Annotated in this window: 15 protein-coding genes; 4 read left to right on the forward strand and 11 right to left on the reverse strand. The window is 68.9% G+C overall.

Annotated features, from left to right (window positions below; translation table 11 throughout):
• Window positions 1–40: 40 nt before the first annotated feature.
• Complete coding sequence (locus tag WS75_RS05235) at window positions 41–1,135, forward strand: LLM class flavin-dependent oxidoreductase (RefSeq protein WP_059679474.1); 1,095 nt, start codon at window positions 41–43, stop codon at window positions 1,133–1,135.
• 86 nt (window positions 1,136–1,221) lie between these two features.
• Here WS75_RS05235 and WS75_RS05240 read toward each other — a convergent pair whose 3' ends face one another.
• The 9 genes from WS75_RS05240 to WS75_RS05285 all read right to left on the reverse strand — a co-directional run bounded on the left by WS75_RS05240 (window position 1,222) and on the right by WS75_RS05285 (window position 11,715).
• Complete coding sequence (locus tag WS75_RS05240) at window positions 1,222–2,151, reverse strand: ABC transporter substrate-binding protein (RefSeq protein ID WP_059679475.1); 930 nt, start codon at window positions 2,149–2,151, stop codon at window positions 1,222–1,224.
• A 34-nt stretch (window positions 2,152–2,185) separates the two neighbouring features.
• The gene (locus WS75_RS34870; RefSeq protein WP_082729503.1) at window positions 2,186–3,970 is read right to left on the reverse strand and encodes an amino acid ABC transporter permease/ATP-binding protein; all 1,785 of its coding nucleotides are present in this window, start codon (window positions 3,968–3,970) and stop codon (window positions 2,186–2,188) included.
• A gap of 59 nt (window positions 3,971–4,029) precedes the next feature.
• On the reverse strand, window positions 4,030–5,388 hold the full coding sequence (locus tag WS75_RS05255; RefSeq protein ID WP_059679476.1) for an LLM class flavin-dependent oxidoreductase: 1,359 nt from the start codon (window positions 5,386–5,388) through the stop codon (window positions 4,030–4,032).
• 7 nt (window positions 5,389–5,395) lie between these two features.
• The gene (locus WS75_RS05260) at window positions 5,396–6,445 is read right to left on the reverse strand and encodes an LLM class flavin-dependent oxidoreductase (RefSeq protein ID WP_059679477.1); all 1,050 of its coding nucleotides are present in this window, start codon (window positions 6,443–6,445) and stop codon (window positions 5,396–5,398) included.
• Between the two features lie 38 nt (window positions 6,446–6,483).
• Window positions 6,484–7,425, reverse strand: coding sequence for an ABC transporter substrate-binding protein (locus tag WS75_RS05265; protein WP_059679478.1), 942 nt, complete (start codon window positions 7,423–7,425; stop codon window positions 6,484–6,486).
• A gap of 63 nt (window positions 7,426–7,488) precedes the next feature.
• Complete coding sequence (locus WS75_RS05270; protein WP_059679726.1) at window positions 7,489–8,049, reverse strand: GNAT family N-acetyltransferase; 561 nt, start codon at window positions 8,047–8,049, stop codon at window positions 7,489–7,491.
• Between the two features lie 273 nt (window positions 8,050–8,322).
• Window positions 8,323–9,357: a succinylglutamate desuccinylase/aspartoacylase family protein gene (locus WS75_RS05275; protein ID WP_059679479.1), complete on the reverse strand. Its 1,035-nt coding sequence runs from the start codon at window positions 9,355–9,357 to the stop codon at window positions 8,323–8,325.
• Between the two features lie 240 nt (window positions 9,358–9,597).
• A complete protein-coding gene (locus tag WS75_RS05280; protein WP_059679480.1) occupies window positions 9,598–9,873 on the reverse strand; it encodes a hypothetical protein in 276 nt (91 codons plus the stop codon).
• A gap of 291 nt (window positions 9,874–10,164) precedes the next feature.
• The gene (locus WS75_RS05285) at window positions 10,165–11,715 is read right to left on the reverse strand and encodes a sensor domain-containing diguanylate cyclase (RefSeq protein ID WP_059679481.1); all 1,551 of its coding nucleotides are present in this window, start codon (window positions 11,713–11,715) and stop codon (window positions 10,165–10,167) included.
• A 418-nt stretch (window positions 11,716–12,133) separates the two neighbouring features.
• On the opposite strand from WS75_RS05285, the gene WS75_RS05290 reads away from it, so the two are divergent.
• From WS75_RS05290 to WS75_RS05300, 3 genes are read left to right on the forward strand one after another with little or no spacing between them, the layout of a single operon-like run.
• A complete protein-coding gene (locus WS75_RS05290; protein WP_059679482.1) occupies window positions 12,134–15,010 on the forward strand; it encodes a xanthine dehydrogenase family protein molybdopterin-binding subunit in 2,877 nt (958 codons plus the stop codon).
• Window positions 15,007–15,696, forward strand: a complete 690-nt coding sequence (locus WS75_RS05295; protein WP_059679483.1) for a (2Fe-2S)-binding protein — start codon at window positions 15,007–15,009, stop codon at window positions 15,694–15,696. The genes WS75_RS05290 and WS75_RS05295 overlap by 4 nt, the downstream gene beginning before the upstream one ends.
• Window positions 15,693–16,955 (forward strand): cytochrome c, encoded by a 1,263-nt coding sequence (locus tag WS75_RS05300; protein WP_059679484.1) that lies wholly within the window; start codon window positions 15,693–15,695, stop codon window positions 16,953–16,955. The genes WS75_RS05295 and WS75_RS05300 overlap by 4 nt, the downstream gene beginning before the upstream one ends.
• A 92-nt stretch (window positions 16,956–17,047) precedes the next feature.
• On the opposite strand, the gene WS75_RS34040 is transcribed toward WS75_RS05300, so the two are convergent.
• Both WS75_RS34040 and WS75_RS05305 read right to left on the reverse strand, forming a co-directional pair.
• A complete protein-coding gene (locus WS75_RS34040) occupies window positions 17,048–17,209 on the reverse strand; it encodes a hypothetical protein (protein WP_179948875.1) in 162 nt (53 codons plus the stop codon).
• A gap of 287 nt (window positions 17,210–17,496) precedes the next feature.
• On the reverse strand, window positions 17,497–18,753 hold the full coding sequence (locus tag WS75_RS05305; protein ID WP_059679485.1) for a porin: 1,257 nt from the start codon (window positions 18,751–18,753) through the stop codon (window positions 17,497–17,499).
• Window positions 18,754–19,293 lie beyond the last annotated feature (540 nt).

Genomic DNA, 19,293 nt, shown 5'->3' on the forward strand with positions numbered 1-19,293 from the left:
GTCCGCCCGTTCCGATCCACCATCAGAAGGACAGCCCGACATGCCCGTCGATATCATCGGCATGATCACCGCGACGCCCGGCGCGGAGGTCGACGTACCGGGCGGCGCCGCCGTTCAGCCCGACTACGTGCGGCGCTTCGCGCAGGCGCACGAAGCCGCCGGCTTCGACCAGATCCTGGTCGGCCATTTCAGCAACGCGGCAGACGGTTTCATCGTCGCGTCGTTCGCGGCCGCCGCGACCGAACGCATCCGCATCCTGCTCGCGCACCGGCCGGGCGTGATCGTGCCGTCGGCGGCCGCGCGGCAGATCGCCACACTCGACGTGTTCAGCGGCGGCCGGCTCGCGCTGAACGTCGTGTCGGGCGGCGACGATGCCGATCTGCAGCGCGACGGCGATTTCGTGCCGCACGACGCACGCTATCGCCGCACCGGCGAATATCTCGACGTGCTGAAACGCATCTGGCTCGCCGACGCGCCGGTCGATCACGACGGCGCGTTCTATCGGCTGCGCGGTGCGTCGCCGGTCGTGAAGGGCGCGCAGCGCCCGCACGTGCCGATCTATTTCGGCGGTTCGTCGCCGGCCGCGCTGGCGGTGGCCGGGCAACACGCGGACGTCTACATGACGTGGGGCGAGCCGCTCGCCTCGGTGCGCGAGCAGATCGCGCGCGTGCGGGCCGCCGCGGCGCCGTTCGGACGCGCGCCGCGCATCAGCGTGTCGTTCCGGCCGATCGTCGCGAGCACCGAAGCCGCCGCGTGGGAAAAGGCCGAGCAGATCCGTGCGCGCGTGCGCGCGGCGCGGCTCGCGAACGGCCAGCCGATCGACGGTCACGCACCGCAAAATGCAGGCTCGCAACGCTTGATGGCCGCGGCCGCGCAGGGCGACGTGCTCGACGAGCGGTTGTGGATGGGCGTCGCGAACCTGACCGGCGCGCGCTGGAATTCGACCGCGCTCGTCGGCACACCGGAACAGGTTGCGCGGGCGCTCGGCGCGTATTACCGGCTCGGCGTGTCGACGTTCCTGATTCGCGGTTTCGATCCGCTCGACGATGCGCTGGCCTACGGGCGCGATCTGATTCCGGCGATTCACGCGCATGTCGCGGAACTCGACCGGTGTCACGCGGCGGTGACGGCGTAGGCGGCGAAGGTTGTCTTGTCGTTTCGCCCCGGCATGTCGATCGCGGAATGCCGGGGCGATTGCATTTCATGGGTCGGCGCATCGTGTCAGAACGACGGCAACCCCGGTGGATTCGTCTCCGCGCGCGCGACTGCCTCGCTCTGCAACCCCCAGCGCGCAAGCGCCTGCCCGTAGCGGCCGTTGCCGATGAGCGCGTTCGTCGCGAGTGTCAGCGCCGGCGCGAGCCCGCTGCCGCGACGCGTCGCGATCGCGACATCCGCATTCGCCGGCCAGCCCGCGTTGACGACGCCGACCCGGCGAATCCTGCCGTCGCGCGCGGCCTCGTAAGCCAGCGACGCATTCGGGTTCAGCTCGGCATCGGCGCGGCCCGACAGCAGCGCGACGCGGGCTGCCGCATCGTCGTCGAAATAGAGCAGCTCGGTCGCCTTCAGTCCTAGCGCGACGTTGCGCCGGCTCCATTCGAGCAGGATGCGCTCCTGGCTGGTGCCCGCACCCGTGATGATGCGCAGGCCCGCGACATCCTTCGGCTCGGCAATCTTCGCGATCGGACTCGCGGTGCGCACGTAGAAGCCGTGCAGCCCGAGCCGATAGGTCGTGAAATCGTATTTCTCCTTGCGCTTCTCGGTCACGCCGACGTTCGAGATCACGGCATCGTACTTGCCCGACGTGAGCCCGAGAGGCCAGTCTGCCCACGCGATCGGCACCAGCACCAGCGTGCGGCCGAGCGCGTCGGCGACGAGCTGCGCATAGTCGGGATCGGCCCCGACCACGGTGCGTGCGTCGGTCGCATAGGTCGACACCGGCGGCGCGTGCGGAGAAATCGCGACCGTGAAGGCGCCATCGCGTACCCAGCGGTAGTTGCTTGCCGCACGAATCGCCGCATCGTCGCGCGACGCGCGGATCCGGCCAGCCTGGCGCGGATCGAGGTCGGCCGTCGCGGCGGCGTCGGCCGCGTGCCACGGGAGGCCGGCGGCGGCCGCCAGCGTGGCGGTCATGAACTGGCGTCGGTCGATCATCGTCGGTTGCCTCGGCGGTCGTGAGCGGCGCGCATCAGAGCACCCGCGACAGGAACGCGCGCGTGCGCGGATGGGCCGGCGCGTCGAGCACGACGGCGGGCGGGCCCGACTCGACGATGCGGCCGTGCTCCATGAACAGCACGTTGTCCGCGACTTCGCGCGCGAAACCGATCTCGTGTGTGACGATCACGAGCGTGGTGCCCGAACGCGCCAGCTCCTTGATCACGTCGAGCACTTCGTTGACCAGTTCGGGATCGAGCGCCGACGTCGGCTCGTCGAACAGCAGCACCTTCGGGCGCAACGCGAGCGCCCGCGCGATCGCGACGCGCTGCTGCTGGCCGCCCGACAACTGGCGCGGATAGGCATCGGCCTTGTCGGCGAGGCCGACGCGCGCGAGCAGCGTGCGCGCGGTGCGCTCGGCGGCCTCGCGCGTGACGCCGCCGACGGCGACCGGTGCTTCGATCAGGTTCTCGAGCACCGTCAGGTGCGGAAACAGGTTGAAGTTCTGGAACACCATCCCGACCGCCGTGCGCCGCTTCAGCACGTCGCGCTCCTTCAGCTCGTGCAGCGCGTCGCCGTCGCGCCGATAGCCGATCAACTCGCCGTCGATGTCGATGAAGCCGTCGTCGATGCGTTCGAGATGGTTGATCGTGCGCAGCAGCGTCGACTTGCCCGAGCCGGACGGCCCGACGATCACCGTCACGCTGCCGCGCGGCGCGACGAACGACACGTTGTCGAGCACGCGCTGCGTGCCGAACTGCTTCGACACGTTGTGCACGGCGACTTCGCCGCCGGTGCGCGGCACGGGCGCGTCAGCGGCGGTGCCCTGAAACGCCGCATCGGCCGTTGCGCTGCGTGTCGCCGCACGCCGCCGCAGCGCACCGATGCGCGCCAGCACGAACGTGAGCGCCGACGGCGGCGGATTGCGCAGCGCGCCGCGCGCATAGTGGCGCTCGACCTGGACCTGGATCGCGGACAGCACGGTCAGGATGATGAGATACCAGACGGTCGCGACCATCAGCAGCGGAATCACTTCGAGATTGCGGCGATAGATGACCTGCACCGTGTAGAACAGTTCGGGCATCGCGAGCACGTAGACCATCGACGTGCCTTTCGCGAGCGTGATCAGGTCGTTGAACGCGGTCGGCAGGATCGCGCGCATCGCCTGCGGCAACACGATCCGCGTGGTCTGGCGGCCGCGCGGCAGGCCGAGCGCGGCGGCCGCCTCGAGCTGCCCCTGGTCGACCGCGAGAATGCCGCCGCGAATCACTTCCGCGGAAAACGCCGCGTGGTTCAGCGTGAGGCCGAGCACGGCCGCGAGGAACGGGCTGATCAGGTCGGTGGTCGGCGTGTCGAACCACACGATGTCGGTGAACGGCACGCCAATCCGCACGTGTTCGTACAGGTAGCCGAGGTTGTTGAGGATCAGCAGCAGCACGATCAGCGGAATCGACCGGAACAGCCACACGAACGTCCACGCGCTCGCGGCGAGCAGGCGCGAGCGCGACAGCCGGGCCAGCGCGACGAGTGCGCCGAGCGCGAAGCCGAACACCGCGCCGAGCAGCGTCAGCACCAGCGTGCGCGCGAGCCCGGACAGCACCGGCGGCGACAGGAACCATTCGGCGAACACCGGCCAGCCCCATTGCGGGTTGCCGAGAATCGAATGCAGCGCGAGCGCGATCAGCACGAGCGCGAGCACGGCGCCGACCGTGCGCGACCGGTGCCGGGCCGGCACGATCCGCGGGCGCGTGCCGGCGTCACGGGCGTGGGGGGAAGCAAGCGGCGGCAGTGCGCCGCCGAGATGTGTCGTGTCGCTCATGTCGGTGAGGGTCCTCGATCGAATTGGCCGGATGCGGCGGGTAAGGCGCAGCGCCGGCGTCAGGCGTGCGCTTCGGCCGCGTCGCCGTGTTTTTGCACCGCGTCGGGCGCCGCATGGCGGCTTGCCTTGTGCGGCAGGCCGAGGTGGTCGCGCAGCGTGCTGCCCGGCAGGTCGCGGCGGTAGCGGCCGCGCGCCTCGAGCACCGGAATCACGAGTTCGACGAAGTCGTCGACGCCCTGGGCCTGCACCGGGAAGCCGAGGATGAAGCCGTCGCCGGCCCCGGCGTCGTGCCAGCGGATCAACTCGTCGGCCACGTGCTCGGCCGTGCCGATGAAGTTCGGTCGCGGCGTCGCGACGGCGAGTGCCGTCTCGCGCAGCGTGAGGTGCTTGCGCTTCGCGTCGGCCTTGATCCGGTCGGTGGTCGAGCGGAAGCTGTTGCGACCGATGTCGCCGAGCTCGGGGAACGGTGCGTCGAGCGCGTACTGCGTGAAATCGTGGTGATCGAAATAGCGGCCGAGATACGCGAGCGCCTCGTCGATCGTCAGCAGGTCGCGAATCGCCTGGTATTTGTCTTCCGCCTCGGCCGCCGTGCGGCCGACGATCGGCCCGACGCCGGGGAAGATCTTCACGTCGCCCGGCTGCCGCCCGTGCTCGACCGCACTTTGCTTCACGCGCCGCGTGAACGCGGCCGTTTCGTCGAGCGACGGCGAATGCGTGAACACGGCGTCCGCATACTTGCCCGCGAGCCCGATGCCGGTGTCGGACGAGCCGGCCTGGAAGATCACCGGCTGCCCCTGCGGCGAGCGCTGGATGTTCAGCGGCCCGGCAACCTGGAAGAAGCGGCCGTGGTGGTCGAGCGTATGCAGCTTGTCGCGATCGAAGAAGCGCCCGGTCGCGCGATCGCGCACGAACGCGTCGTCGTCCCAGCTGTCCCACAGCCCCTGCACGACGTCGAGGTATTCGTCGGCGATTTCGTAGCGCAGTTCGTGATCGGGATGCGTCTTGCCGAAATTCTTCGCGGTGCCTTCGAGCGGCGTCGTCACGACGTTCCAGCCCGCGCGCCCGCCGCTGATCGCGTCGAGCGACGCGAGCTGACGCGCGACCGTGAACGGCTCGCTGTACGACGTCGAGATCGTGCCCGCGAGGCCGATCTTCTTCGTCGCGACCGCGAGCGCCGACAGCACGGTGAGCGGCTCGAAGCGGTTCAGGAAGTGCGGGATCGACTTCTCGTTGATGTAGAGGCCGTCCGCGACGAACGCGAATGCGATGCCGGCGGCTTCCGCCTTGCGCGCGATGCCGATCGCGAAGTCGAGGTTGATGCTCGCGTCCGGCGGGTTGCTCGGATGCCGCCACGCGTTCATGTGGCTGCCTGCGCCTTGCAGCATCAGGCCGAAGGGAATCGATCGTCGGGTCGTCATGGGCGCGTCACGCGTTCTGGTCGGGGGAAGGGAAACGTTCGGCGGCGAGGGCCGCCTGCACGGGCGTGATCGACTGCGCACCGCCGAGCCATTCGGCCGACGCGAGCCGCGCCGCGTAGTCGGTCACCGGCGAGTCGATCACGAATGCATCGACGTCGAGCCGCCGGCTCAGCGCATCGAGCGCGCGGTGCACGCGCTCGGGCGTGTCGGCCAGCACGGTCGGGCGCAACTCGTCGATCCGGTAGTCGGATGCGCCGCTCTGCCGCGCGAATTCGGCGGCGGCGTGTGCGCTCGCCAGGTTGAAACTCTGGCCGCCGGCGAATTGCAACTTGAAGATCTTCAGCGGCCCGATCAGTTGCTCGGCTTCGTCGCGGGTCGGCGCGGCGACGGCGTACAGCGCGACGATCGGGCGTGTGCCGCCCGCGTCGCGGTACGCGGCCAGCGAGCGTTCGAGGTTCGCGTCGTCGCCGTTGAAGTGCCCCGCGTAGCAGAAGCGCCAGCCGTGGCGGGCGGCGAGCGCGCCGCTGTCGGGCGAGCCGCCGAGCAGGATGCGTTCGGGCGCGTGCGGCGGCACCGGCATCGCGACCGCGCCGGCGAGCGGATGGTCTTCGGCGACGCCCCAGCCGAGGAACGCGTCGAGTTCCGCGAGCTGGCCCGCGAAGTCGGGCTTCTTCGCCTTGTCGTGAAACCACTGCAGCGCGCGCGTGGTCAGCGGCAGCCCGCCGGGCGCCTTGCCGATGCCGAGATCGACGCGGCCCGGCCCGAGCGCGGCAAGCAGCTTGAACGACTCGGCGACCTTGAACGGACTGTAGTGTTGCAGCATCACGCCGCCGGAACCGACGCGAATGCGCGACGTGTGCGCGAGCAGGTGCGCGACGACGATCTCGGGCGCGGAGCTCGCGAAGCCCGGCGCGCCGTGATGCTCGGCAATCCAGAAGCGCTCGTAGCCGAGCTGTTCGGCGCGCCGCGCGAGGGTCGTCGTGAAGCGCAGCGCGTCGGCGGCGGTCGCGCCGTCGGCGATCGGGCTTTTGTCCAGCAATGAAAGCGAATAAGACATGGTGTCGGCGTTCCGGCGAGGGCGTGGACGGGCGGCGCTCAGATCTTCGGCAAGCCCGGCGGATTCGTGCGCGACTGGTCGATCGCTTCGGAGGCGAGATTCCAGCGATCGAGAATCTGCTGATAGCGGCCGTTCCTGATCAGCCCGTTCAGCGCGATCGTCAGCGGATCGGCGAGCCCGCTGCCGCGGCGCGTCGCGATCGCGATGTCGGCCGTGCGCGGCCAGCCGCCGCTGATTGCGCCAACGAGGCGCGTCTTGCCTTGCTGCGCGCTCTGGTACGCGAGTACCGAGTTCACGCTGAACACGGCATCGGCGCGGCCCGACTGCACGGCGACGATCCGCATCGCCTGGTCGTCGTAATACTGGATCTGCACGGGCTTCAGGCCGTGCGCGACGTTCTCGCGATCCCACGCGAGCAGGATCTTTTCCTGGTTGGTGCCGGCATCGGTGACGATGCGCAGCCCCGCGACGTCCTTCGGCTCGCGGATCGACTGGATCTTGCTGTCGATGCGCACGTAGAAGCCGACCTGGTCCTTGCGGTAGGTCGAGAAATCGAACTTCTGCTTGCGCTCCTCGGTGACTGTGACGTTCGAGATCACCGCGTCGACTTTCCCCGATTCGAGCGCGAGCGGCCAGTCGGCCCACGCGAGCGGGACGATCTTCAGCTTGCGGCCGAGGCTGTCGGACACGAGCTGGCCGACGTCCGCGTCGAAGCCGATCACCGTGCGCGCGTCGGTCGCATACGAGCTGATCGGCGGCAGGCTCGGCGCGACGCCGATCGTCAGCGTGCCGGCCTCGGCGAACCTGAACGACGCGGGCACCGCGCGCTCGACGGCCGCATCGGCCGCACCGCGCGGGCGGCCACGTTGCTCGGGGCTCAGGTCGAAGGTCGCGGCGGCCGCGGCGATCGCGGTCACGCCGATCAGCGCGGCGGCCAGCGTGCGGATTGCGCGCGGCGTGAAGGGGACGGCTCGTTGCATGGATGGGTCCTGTCGTTGTCGTGTCTTGGGAACGGGTGAGCGGAATCGGATGGCGCGGGGCGTTCAGCGCGACAGCACGGCTTCGGGCAGCGGCGCCCACAGGTCGGCGAGCGTCGACGTGCGCGACGGATCGGCGAGATCCTTGCCGAAGCGCAGGTGGAAATACGCTTCCGGGTCGATCGACGAATCGAACAGCCGCGTATAGCCGGTGCGGTCGTACAGCGCCCACGCTTCGGGCTGGCGAAAGCCGGTGGTCAGGTACACGCGTCGATAGCCCTGCTGCGCGGCGCGCAGTTCGAGTGCGTCGACGATCAGGCGCGCGAGCCCTTGTCGGCGCAGGTCCGCGCGGGTCCAGATGCGTTTGAGCTCGGCGGTCTGCGCGTCGTAGCGCTTGAACGCGCCGCCGCCGATCGTTTCGCCGTCGCGCAGCAGCAGCACGAATGCGCCTTCGGGCGGCGCGAACAGCTCGGCCGGGTAGCGCGCGAGTTCGTCGCGTGCGGACGCACGGCTGTCGGGGCGGTACGCGTCGTAGCGCGTCGCGTATTCGTCGATCAGCGCGTCGATCAGCGGCTGGGCGCGGACGTCGAGCGGCGTCGTGTCGATGAGGCGGTCGTTCGTGGCCATGCGCATCGCGAAGGGCGCGCGATGCGGACGTTCCTGGCGGGGGCGGGCCACGGGGCCCGCCCGGTCTGTTCCGTTATCGCGACGCGGTTGTCGTGATGACGGCGGCCACGGTGCTTCCTGCGCTGCATCCGGCGTGCCGCCGCCGTTTCGAACACGTTAGCGGCGCGGCCGGCAAAGACGAACGAAGCAATTTCGATAAGGATTTCGCGGGGTGCGTCAGAAGGCTTGCAGGGGGAGTGGGGTGGGCGGAGAAACCTTAGTCGATCAGGCGTATTACCCGATGACGCGCGGCGGCGTCGACGCCTCCGCCAGCTGAAACAGGCAATCGCCGCGCCGCACCTGCGCGGGCACGCGCTTGCACACCACTTCGCCGTCGCCCTTGAAGCGATGCAGCACCGGTTCACGCAGCGGCGTGTCGGGGAAGTGCACCCATGCGGCCGGCTGGCCGGCCTTCACCTGGTCGCCGAGTTCGACGAGTGGTTCGTACAGCCCGCGCTCGTACGCGTAGACGAAGTGGCGATCGCCGTCGACGCGCAGGAAGCGCGTGACGGTCGGCGGCGCGTCGGGCACGAGCGCGCCGTGCAGCAGGCCGATATGGCCGAGGAAGTGCAGCAGCCCGTGGCGGCCGAGCCGGATCAGCGACGGATCGGCCATCCCCGCGCCGCCGAGCTCGGTCACGATCGAGATCGCGCCCTGCCGGCGCGCGGCCGATGCCGAGTGCACCGGGTTCGGCGCGTGCAGCAGCGCGTTCGGCAGCCCGAACGCGACCAGCAGCCCGTTGAGCTTCGCGGCCTCGTTGTCGTCGAGCGGGTCGATCGCGAGCATGTTGCCGCCCTGGTACAGCAGCGAGCTGCCGCCCGAATGCAGGTCGACCAGATACTGCGCGCGCGACAGCAGCACATGCTCGATGTAATGCGCGATCATCTGCGTCGGCGTGCCGGTCGGGTCGCCGGGGAAGCTGCGATTCAGGTTGCCTTCGTCGAGCGGCGACACGCGCAAGCCTGCATCGGCCGCGGGGAAATTCGCCATCGGCAGCAGGATCAGCTGCCCGCTCACCATCTCCGGATCGATCTCGCGCATCAGCTGCGACACGATGATCTGGCCTTCGTATTCGTCGCCGTGGTTGCCGGCCATCACGAGCGCGACCGGACCGTCGCCATTGCGGATCGACGCGATCGGGATCGGCAGCCAGCCGTATGCGGAGCGATGCACGGAATGCGGCAGGCGCAGGTAGCCCGCATGCTTGCCTTGCGCATCGAGATCGATTTCGCAGTGGATGGGATTTCGGTGGGAGGAGGAGGCGGTCATGGCAGCATCGTTCGATGAACGTAATCTGCCATCTTATCGGGAAACGACCACCGCGCGGCGTGCGCGATGCGGGCGATGCCGGACGCCGTCAATCGGCCCGCGCGCGAACCTGTGACATGCGCCACCCGAGCAGCCGCACGCGATGTTGCAGCGGTGATACGCATGCCGGCGCGCGGCCGTCCGTGCACGCCGTGTTGCGCGTCGGCCCCTTGTCGCGCGGGGCTGGCGCGGGCGATCGCTTCAGCGACCGGATGTTTCAGCTTCGAGACGGCCTTCTTCCCATAGCGCCCAGAAACGGCTGCCGGCGCGATAGGGATTTGCGCGTCGCGCCGCGTGATCGGTGACGCCCTGGCGAAATGCGCCGTACAGCGTCAGCGGCGGATTGTCGACACACGCGGCTTCACGCGCGGCCGGCGCGCGGCGCTCGGAAACGAGCCGCCGGATCAGCGAGGCGCCGTCGATCACGTCCAGTTGATCGCTCGCTTCCGCACGGCTGAGGACTTCGACGGTATTCATGACTGGGCTCCCTGACATCCTGTTTCCCAATCGAGGAGCAATAAGGGTGCCAACCACGAAAATCCGCATGCCGCACCGATCGTGCGGGCTTCTGCGGCGAACGTGACGCGTGGTGCGGGCCGACGTTACGGAACACGTCACGTGACACGGGCGAGCGCGGCGGAACACGTGCGCGTATGCGCCGAGCCACGCTAAGCGTTTCAGGAATCAATTGCGGGGAAGCGAACAGGGACGCGCAGGAGGGACACACAGGAAAACGCGCAGGCCGCCGGCGTCAACGAACGCGCGCGCTCAGCTCGTGGTCGCGCGCGCCACGCGGCTGCTTCCGGCCGAATAGAAGCGGTAGATTCCCTTGCCGGCCGACTTCGCGTCGTACAGCGCGCTGTCGGCCTGGCGGATCAGTTCGTCGGCGGAGCCGTGCCCGTCGTCGAGCGCGATGCCGATGCTGATCCCGAAGCTGACGGTCTCGCCGATCGACAGCGCGTACGGCGCCGAGATCTGCCGGATGATCCGCGCGGCGACGAGCGAACAGGCGTGCATCGTGGTGGCGTCGAGCGCGACGACGAACTCGTCGCCGCCGATCCGCGCCGCCAGGTCGCCGGGCGGCAGCGTCTTGCCGAGCCGCTCGGCGACCTGCGTGAGCACTTCATCGCCGGCCTGGTGGCCGAACCGGTCGTTGATTGCCTTGAAGCCGTCGAGGTCGAGATACATGACGGCGAGCGTGGCGCCCGGCAGGCGCGGCCGATGCGCGAGCATCCGCTTGAGTTGCGCATGCAGTTCGTGGCGGTTCGGCAATCCCGTCAGCGCGTCGTGTCGTGCGAGGTGCCGGATGTGCTGCTCGCTGCGGCGGCGCGTGGTGACGTCCTCGACGATGATCACCGCGTTGCCGTCCGGCACGCGATGGCGCGTCAGTTCCAGTTGTCGGCCGTCGGCGAGCGTGATGTCGAGCGGCACCGGTTCGTCATCGTTCAGCCAGACGTCGCATTGCGCAGCGAGACCTGCGCCGTCGGTATCGGTCGCCGTGTTCGCGCCGAGCGCCGCGACGACGTCGGGTAGCGGCGTATCGAGCATGATCTCGCGTGGCGAGCCGAACAATTGCGCGGTACGACGGTTCGCGACGATCACGCGGCTTTCGCCGTCGATCATGCACAGGCCGTGCGGCATGTAGGTGAGGGCGGCGTCGAAACGCGCGACGAGCTCGGCATTGCGCTGGCGCGCGGCGATCAGCGCGACCAGCACGCGGTAATGACGCTGGACGACCGTGCGCATGGCCGCGAGATAGATCGCGAGCGGCGGCAGAAGCAGCCATGCGCCGGGCCGGTCGACCAGCAACGCGCCGAGGCCGATCGGCAGGACGCCGAGCGTGACCTGGGTCATCGCGAGCCGCGGCAGCGCCGAATTGCGCGACGCGATTCCGCCGAACACGCCGCCCGCGACCATCACCGACAGCGTGCCGAGTTCGGCGTCGGGCGCCTCCACGCAGCCCATCACGCCGAGGCCGAGCACGAAGCACGCGGCGAGCGACACGGGCGCATAGCGCAGCGCCCAGTATTCGGCGCGATCGTCGCCGGCGGCACGGCGCACTGCATACGCGCGTGCGATCGCGAGCCGCGCGGCGAGCAGGCCGACATCGACGACGAGCCACACGAAACACCAGAGTTGTTGCAGCCGGATCAGCGCGATCGCCGCGACGAACCCGCTGGCGAGGCCGGACAGCGCCATCGGGCGTACGTCTTCGAACAGCGTGACGAGCATCGACGGGCGTAGCGCGGCAGTCACGCGGTGATTGCCGCAGGGAGGGGTGGCGAGAACGGCGTTCAGGAGGCTTGCCTTGACTGCCATGGCTATTTTGACCTCGACACGATGCGGCGCATTGCCGAGCGTCCCGCACGGCACGTAGCGGGGCGACCGGCGAGCCGGATGCGCACGACATTACCATGAAACGCCGGCCGCGCGTGTCGTGCGGGGGCGTCGGCGAGTCGTCGAAATCCACGCCGGCTCGCGCCGCACATGGCTCGCCCATGGCGCGCGATCGGCCGGCGGCGATCGATGCGCGCGCCGTGACACCGTCCGGTCGCGCACGTGTGTCGCCCGCGACCGCGCGCCGCAGCCCGTGTGAATCCCGTTATAAGAAATTCAATAAGTATTTCATGCGGGAAATACTATAGGCGATATATCCAAAACAATGCCAGAATGCGCGCCGCTCCGAACGCCGCGACACCCTATCGCCGTCCGAGCCGCATCAGGAGATTCCCCCCACATGAAAAACCACGGCCTGTCACGGCGGGGTTTTCTGAAAGCCAGCGTGCTGGCGGGCGTCGCGGTGTATGTCGCGCCCATCGGCAGCCGCGCGTTCGCGGCGCTCTTCGAAGAAAAACTCCTCACGCCCGTCAAATGGGATAGCGTCACCGGCATCCCGCAATTCCGCATCGACGGCATCGCGAAAGTCACGGGCTCGAAAGTGTTCGCCCGCGACGTGCGTGCGGCCGACATGCCGCACTGGCCGCAGCAGCAGTCGCACGCGCTGATCCTGCGCGTCACGCAGGCCGACCGCACCTACGAAGGCTTCGACCTGTCGCTGCTCGGCGACGAACTGAAGCCGGACCGCGTGGTCACGGCCGACGATCTCGCGCGCGACGGCGTCGCGTTCCCGGCGTTCTACGGCGACGACATGCTGTTGCCCGCCGGCAAGACGCCCGCGTATCTCGGTCATGCGGTCGCGATCCTCATCTATCACGACTTCGCGCGCTTCCGCTTCGCGAAGAACGCGCTCAAGTTTCGCGACGACGTGATCCGCTACGGCGCGGTCACGGGCCCGCTCGAGCGCGATCCGTGGGGCACGTTCCGCTTCGTGCGGGTGGGCGGCAAGACGGCCTATGACGACGACGTCTATTCGAGCCTGAAGGACGCGCCGATCTTCCCGAGCATGATGCGCAAGCACCTGCCGGTGTGGCCGGACGGCAAGGAGCACGGCAAGCTCGACGAGCAGGGCATGTTCCTGGCCGGGCAGATCGCCGCCGAGCTCGACCATCCGTCGGCCGACTGGCTCGTGTTCGACCGCGAGTACAGCACGCAGTCGGTCGACACCGCCGCGCTCGAACCCGACAACGCGAACTGCTGGTACGACGCCGCGACACAGTCGATGCACCTCGTGGTGCCGACCCAGTCGCCGCTCGAAGTGGCGGAGAACGCGGCCGCGATGGTCGCGAAATGCCGCTTCCCGGTGAAGAAGCTGTTCGTGCATCCGTGCTACACGGTCGGCTACGGGTCGAAGGATCACTGCAACGTGCCGTTCTACGGCCTCGTCTGCGCGCTGTACGCGGACGGCCGCCCGGTGCGGTTCGCGAACGACCGCTACGAGCAGTTCCAGACATCGCTGAAGCGTCACGCGTTCAAGATGCACTACCGGATCGCGGTCGATCGCAACACCGGTCTCATGCAGTCGTTCAAGGGCGATTTCGAGGCGAACGGCGGCGGGCGCTCGAACTTCTCGCCGTCGGTGGCGATGGTCGGCGCGACGGCCGCGCAATCGATCTACTACTTCCCGAAGAGCGACCTCGCGGCCGTCGCGATCGCGTCGCGCGCGATCGACGCAGGCTCCGCACGCGGCTACGGCACGCTGCAGAGCATGGCCGCGACCGAGATGGCGGTCGACGAGATCGCCGCGCAACTGAACCTCGATCCGATCGAGTTCCGCCTGCGCAACGCGCTGCGTTCGGGGATGAAGAACACGCAGGGCGCGATTCCCGCCGGCGCGCTGCGCGTCGACGAAGTGCTGGAACGTGCGAGGCAGCATCCGTTGTGGACGCGCCGTGCGGCGCGCAAGGCCGAATTCGAGGCGGCGAACCCGGGCAAGCGCTACGGCGTCGGCTTCGCGTGCGTGCAGAAGGATTTCGGCACGGGCGCCGAGGCCTCGTTCGCGAAGGTCGAATTCGACGAGAACGGCAAGGTGTCGCTGCATCACACGGCTGCCGAGATCGGCACCGGGATGTCGACGTCGCAGGCCGTCGCGGTCGCGAAGTGGCTCGGCCGCCCGGCGACCGAGGTGCGCGTCGCAGTGACCGAATGGCCCGATCTGCCGGTCGAGACGAGCGGCGATCCTTACCTGATGTCGCAAGCCGACCAGGACCGGCTGAGCGCGAATCCGCGCTGGTCGCCGGGCTATGCGTCGCCGTCGAGCGCGACGAACTCCGCGTACTACTTCACGCACAGCACGCGCGAAGCCGCGCGCGCGGTGTTCCGCTACGGGCTGTGGCCGGCCGCGATGTCGATCTGGACGCGCGGCCTCGGCGGCGGCCAGGCCGCGCCGTACACGATCCGCATCGAGGACGCGCGCTGGGTCGACGGCAAGCTGACCGCCGACGGCCTCGAGCCGCTGACGTTCGAGCAGCTCGCGAAGCAGGCGCATGCGCTCGGCCTGGCGACCGGCGCCGTCGTACACGTGTTCAACCGCTGGCAATGGACCGACGCCGAGTTCGACGTGGGCGGCGCGGTCGATCGTCTGCCGATCGACGGGCTGTCGCTGCGGATCGGCGCGCCGAAGACCGGCGACGACGGCCCGATGCCGGGCACCGCCGCGCCGGCCGGCGCGACCGCGATGCACGGCACGCTGGCGCCTACCGCGAACGGCTATCGCGTGCTGGACCGCAAGCGCGTGTTCATCCCGCCGACGAGCCGCAACAACGCGGCCGTCACGTACTACACGGCGGTCGGCACGCTCGTCGAGCTGGCCGTGCACGAAGCGACCGGCAAGGTCGAGCTGCTCACGCATCACTCGATCATGGAGTGCGGCAACCAGATCTCGCCGCAGCTCGTGTCGGGCCAGTTGCAGGGCGGTCTCGCGATGGGCATCGGCCATGCGCTGCACGAGTACCTGCCGCTTTACGAAGACGGCCCCGGCAACGGCACGTGGAACTTCAACCGCTATCAGCTGCCGCGTGCGACCGACGTCGCCGTGTGGTCGCAGACGGGCGACATCCTGCCGCCGCTGTCCGAGACCGATCCGCCGAAGGGTGTCGCCGAAGTGGTGATGATTCCCGTCGTCGGCGCGATCGTGAACGGCATCGCGCACGCGATCGGCCATCGTTTCACCGACTTGCCGGTGACCCCGCAAAAGATTCAGGAGGTGCTCGCATGACGACCGCCCAAACCGCCGCGTCGGCCGCGAGCGCCAGCGCGTCCGGCGCTTCCGCGCCGAACGCGGCTTCGGCCGCCCCGGCATCCGCACCTGCGGCATCCGCTGCCGCACCGGCCGCCGTCGAGCGTCCGCTCGTCCGCTTTCAGCAGAAACCGCTGTCGGTGAACATCAACGGCAAGTCCGTCGGCCCGATGCAGGTGCCCGAGGGGCTGATGATGATCGAGTTCCTGCACGAGTATGCGGGCCTCACCGGTTCGCGGCTCGGTTGCGGGCAGGGCATCTGTCACGCGTGCGTCGTGATCGTCGACAAGCCGGACGGCACGAGCGAGGAAATGCGCACGTGCATCACCGGCGCGCACTTCTTCCACGGCCGTTCGATCCGCACGATCGAAGGTCACGCGAAGCGCAACGAAGCCGGGGAAGTGGTCGAGCTGTCGCCGATCCAGCAGAAGTTCCTCGAGCACTTCAGCTTCCAGTGCGGCTACTGCACGCCGGGCTTCGTCAACGCGGCGACGGTGCTAATCGAACGCCTGAAGCGCGAGCCGGTCGCGAAGGCCGACGTCGAGCGCACGATCACCGACGCGCTGAACGCGCACATCTGCCGCTGCACCGGTTACGTCCGCTATTACGAAGCCGTGAAGGACGTGATCCTGACGACGCCGGGACTCGTGAAGGACGCCGCATGAAACGCACATTCGCCCATCGTGCCGCGCGGGCCGCGGGCCTGCCCGCACTCGCGGCCGCCTGCGCGCTGCTGCTTGCCGCCTGCGGCGGCCATGACGCGCCGGCTTCGAGCGCGGCGTCCGGCGCGCCCGGTGCCGACCAGGTCGCGCGCGGCCGCTATCTCGTGAAGGCCGCGGACTGCGCGGCGTGCCACACCGCGAAGGATGGCGCGCCGTTCGCCGGCGGTGCGTCGCTCGAATCGCCGTTCGGCACGTTCTACGGCTCGAACATCACGCCCGACAAGGACCATGGAATCGGCGGCTGGAGCGCGGACGACTTCTACGCCGCGCTGCATGACGGCAAGGCGCCGGCCAAGCGCCTGTATCCGTCGATGCCGTATACGTCGTACCGGCAGCTCACGCGCGCCGATACCGACGCGATGTACGCGTACCTGAAGACGGTGAAGCCGGTCGCTCAGGAAAACCGTCCGCACGAACTCAAGTTTCCGTACAACCTGCGCTTCGGCATGGTGTTCTGGGACATGGTGTTTCTGAAGGACAGCCTGCCCGATGCCTCGACCGGCCAGTCCGCCGACTGGCAGCGCGGCCGCTATCTGGCGGGCGCGCTCGGCCACTGCGCGGAATGCCACACGCCGCGTGCGTTCACGGGGCAGCTCGACGGCGCGAAGCCGTTCGCCGGCGCCGCGCTCGGCCGCGTGGCCGCGCCGGACATCACGCCGGCCGGCCTCGCCGCGCGCGGCTGGACGGGCAACGACCTGCAGACGTTCTTCGGCGTCGGCATCGCGCCGCAAGGCTCGGCGTTCGGCGAAATGTATCCGGTCGTGCACCTGAGCACGCAATACATGACGAAGGACGATCTGCGCGCGCTGTCCGTGTACCTGCTCGGCGATACGCCGCCGGCGCCGCAGGCGGTAAAGCCGGTGTCGGCCGATGCCGCGCAGCTCGCGGCCGGCCGCTCGGTGTATCTCGCGGTGTGCGCGGGCTGTCATGGTTTCGACGGCGAAGGCAAGCCGCACGTGGCGGTGCCGATGAACGGCAATTCGACGCTGCGTCAGGGCGATGCGCGCAACCTGCTGGTCGCGATGCTCGACGGCATCGACGAGCAGAAGTTCGCCGGCTTCGAGAACCTGCAACCGATGCCGGGTTTCGCGCACACGCTGAACGACGACGAACTCGCGCAGCTCGCGAACTACCTGCGCGCGACGTGGGGCGGCCAGCCTGCGAGCGTCACGCCGGCCGACGTGAAGGCCATGCGTCAGTAAGTCGTGCGGCGCGGCGGGGCGTCGCGCGCGAGGCGGCCGGTTTGCGGCTGCGCTCGTGCGTGACGCCCCGCTCGAGCCTTTCCGGCGGCGCTTCAGTAGCCGCCACCACCTCCGCCACCTCCGCTGCCGCCCGCGCCGCCATAGCGGCTCATCCCGGAGCCTTGCGATACGCCGCTACCCGACGACGTACATCCGGCCGACAGCGCCAGCATCAGTGCCGCGAGCAGCGCCGCGGCCAATCTTGCCGAATTCATTTCACTCTCCTTTCGCCGAGAAGGCCGCGCGGCAGGGTGGTTCGCGTGAACCGGCGACCGCACGATGACGAAACGTTTCCGGCGGGCGGTTTATTCCATGCTTTTTGCGTATTGACACGGGGTGACATGGAGCGGCGCACTCGCTCGCACATGCAGACGGGGCGCGGCGCTGCTGCATTCACACGGGAACGACGCAGGACGCATTCTTGCTCGCGCGGAAACCGCGGCATGCGCGGCGATGCGTGATGCGCCATGCCCGTGCGGGCGCGCCTCGCGTCGCCGGGCCGTCAGAACTTGTGCCGCAACCCGAGCGCGACCACCAGCTGGTTGCTGTTGGCTGACGGCGTCATCGTCCAGACGGTCGCGTTGAACGCGGGATTGCCGTTGCCACCGCTCACGCTTTGATAGACGGCTTCGAGATACGCGTCCGTGCGCTTCGAGAACGCGTAGTCGGCCTGCGTGACCACGTGGTTCCATTTCGGGCGCGTCTGGCCCGTGCGCGTGTCGAAACGGCCCATCGTGTACGTGTACGCGGCGGCTACGCTGAACGCCGGCGTGACGAAGTAGCGGCCATCGACCGTGAAGTTGTCGAAGACGAGCGATTCGCCCTTCAGCGGGGTGATGCCGCTGCCCTGGAGCACGCCGCTCACGCCGTCGGTGGCCGAGTGCGACCACGCGGCGCCGACCGAATGCGGGCCGAACGCATAGCGGCCGGCCACGGCCCAGATCTGCTGGTTGCCGCCCGTGATCGTCGCCGAGCCGTCGACCGTGCTCAGTGCGCCGTCCGGATTCGGCGCGTTGCGGTCGCGGCTGATCTTCAGGTAACCGGCGCCGAGCTTCAGCGGTCCGTTCGCATACCCGAGCCCGGCGCTCCACACGGCGTTGTTCGAGAACGCGCCGGCCGTGTTCGAGAATCCGTACATCGCGCCGAACGTCAGCCCGCGATACGTCGGGCTCGTGTACTTCACCGCGTGGTTGATGCGCAGGTTGCGGTTCGAGTCGTCGTTGTCGTACGGATGCACCGCGAGGTTGCCGCCCCAGCCGGGGCCCGACGCGCCGAGCGGCGTCACGAAATCGAGGATCAGGTCGTACTGGCGGCCGAACGTGAGCGTGCCGGCCGTGCGCGAGCTCACGCCGAGCCACGCCTGACGGCCGAACATGTCGACGCCTTTCTGCGATAGCTTGCCGTTCGTGCCCGAGAAGCCGTTCTCGAGCGTGAAGACCGCCGCCATCCCGCCGCCGAGATCCTCGCGGCCGCGCAGCCCCCAGCGCGACGCGTTCAACGCGCCGCTCGTCAGCCCGACGCTGCCGCTGCCGGGCGAACCGGCGCCTTGCGTACGCTGGTTGGTCGCGTAGGTGATCGACGTATCGATCAGGCCGAACAGCGTCACGCTGCTCTGCGCGTGCGCGGCGCACGGAATCAGGCCGGCCGCGCAGGCGGCGAGCACTGTCCCCTGGAGCGCCCCGGCACGACGGCCGCGGCGGACGGCATGCGGCGTGGCAACGCGCGCGTTGGCGGGCTGGATGGTTTTATAGGAATACATAGGATTTTTTATCGTTGGTCTCCGGCCCGATCGCCGGTGGGTCGCGTCGGCGCGCCGGCCGACGGATCGAGCGGCCATTATTGGAGATCGCGCGACCGTCGATTAAGCCGCTGCACAGGAAAGGTCCTCTGCGAAATCGCGTGGAATCGTGGCGTTTCGATGCAGGGTGTTTCCGTCGAATCGGCGCGCCATGGAACCATCGCGTGCGCGAAAGGTTTCGGCAGGGGCGGGGCGGCTCAGCGTGAGCGTCGGTACTTTCACGAGCCTGTGGCGGATGTCGTCCGGGTGGTGATCCATCGCGCTCGGTCGTGCGTTGCCCGTTGGCGGCGGCATGTATTTCTGATCTCGTGCGCGGCACCCGGCAAAAATTGCCGCCCGAAGCGGCAACGGTCGAATTGCCGCGTCGGGTTCATTGCGTTCGTAGCGTGAGTCTGCCCGCGCCGCCGCGACCCGGCCGGCGACTACGTAATGCGCGCCTTTTTCACGCGTGCCCGTTCTGCACAATGGACCATTGCGCGTGGCCCGTCTGCCGCTGTGCCG

It is taken from the genome of Burkholderia sp. FL-7-2-10-S1-D7 (assembly GCF_001524185.1).
Lineage (GTDB): Bacteria > Pseudomonadota > Gammaproteobacteria > Burkholderiales > Burkholderiaceae > Burkholderia > Burkholderia diffusa.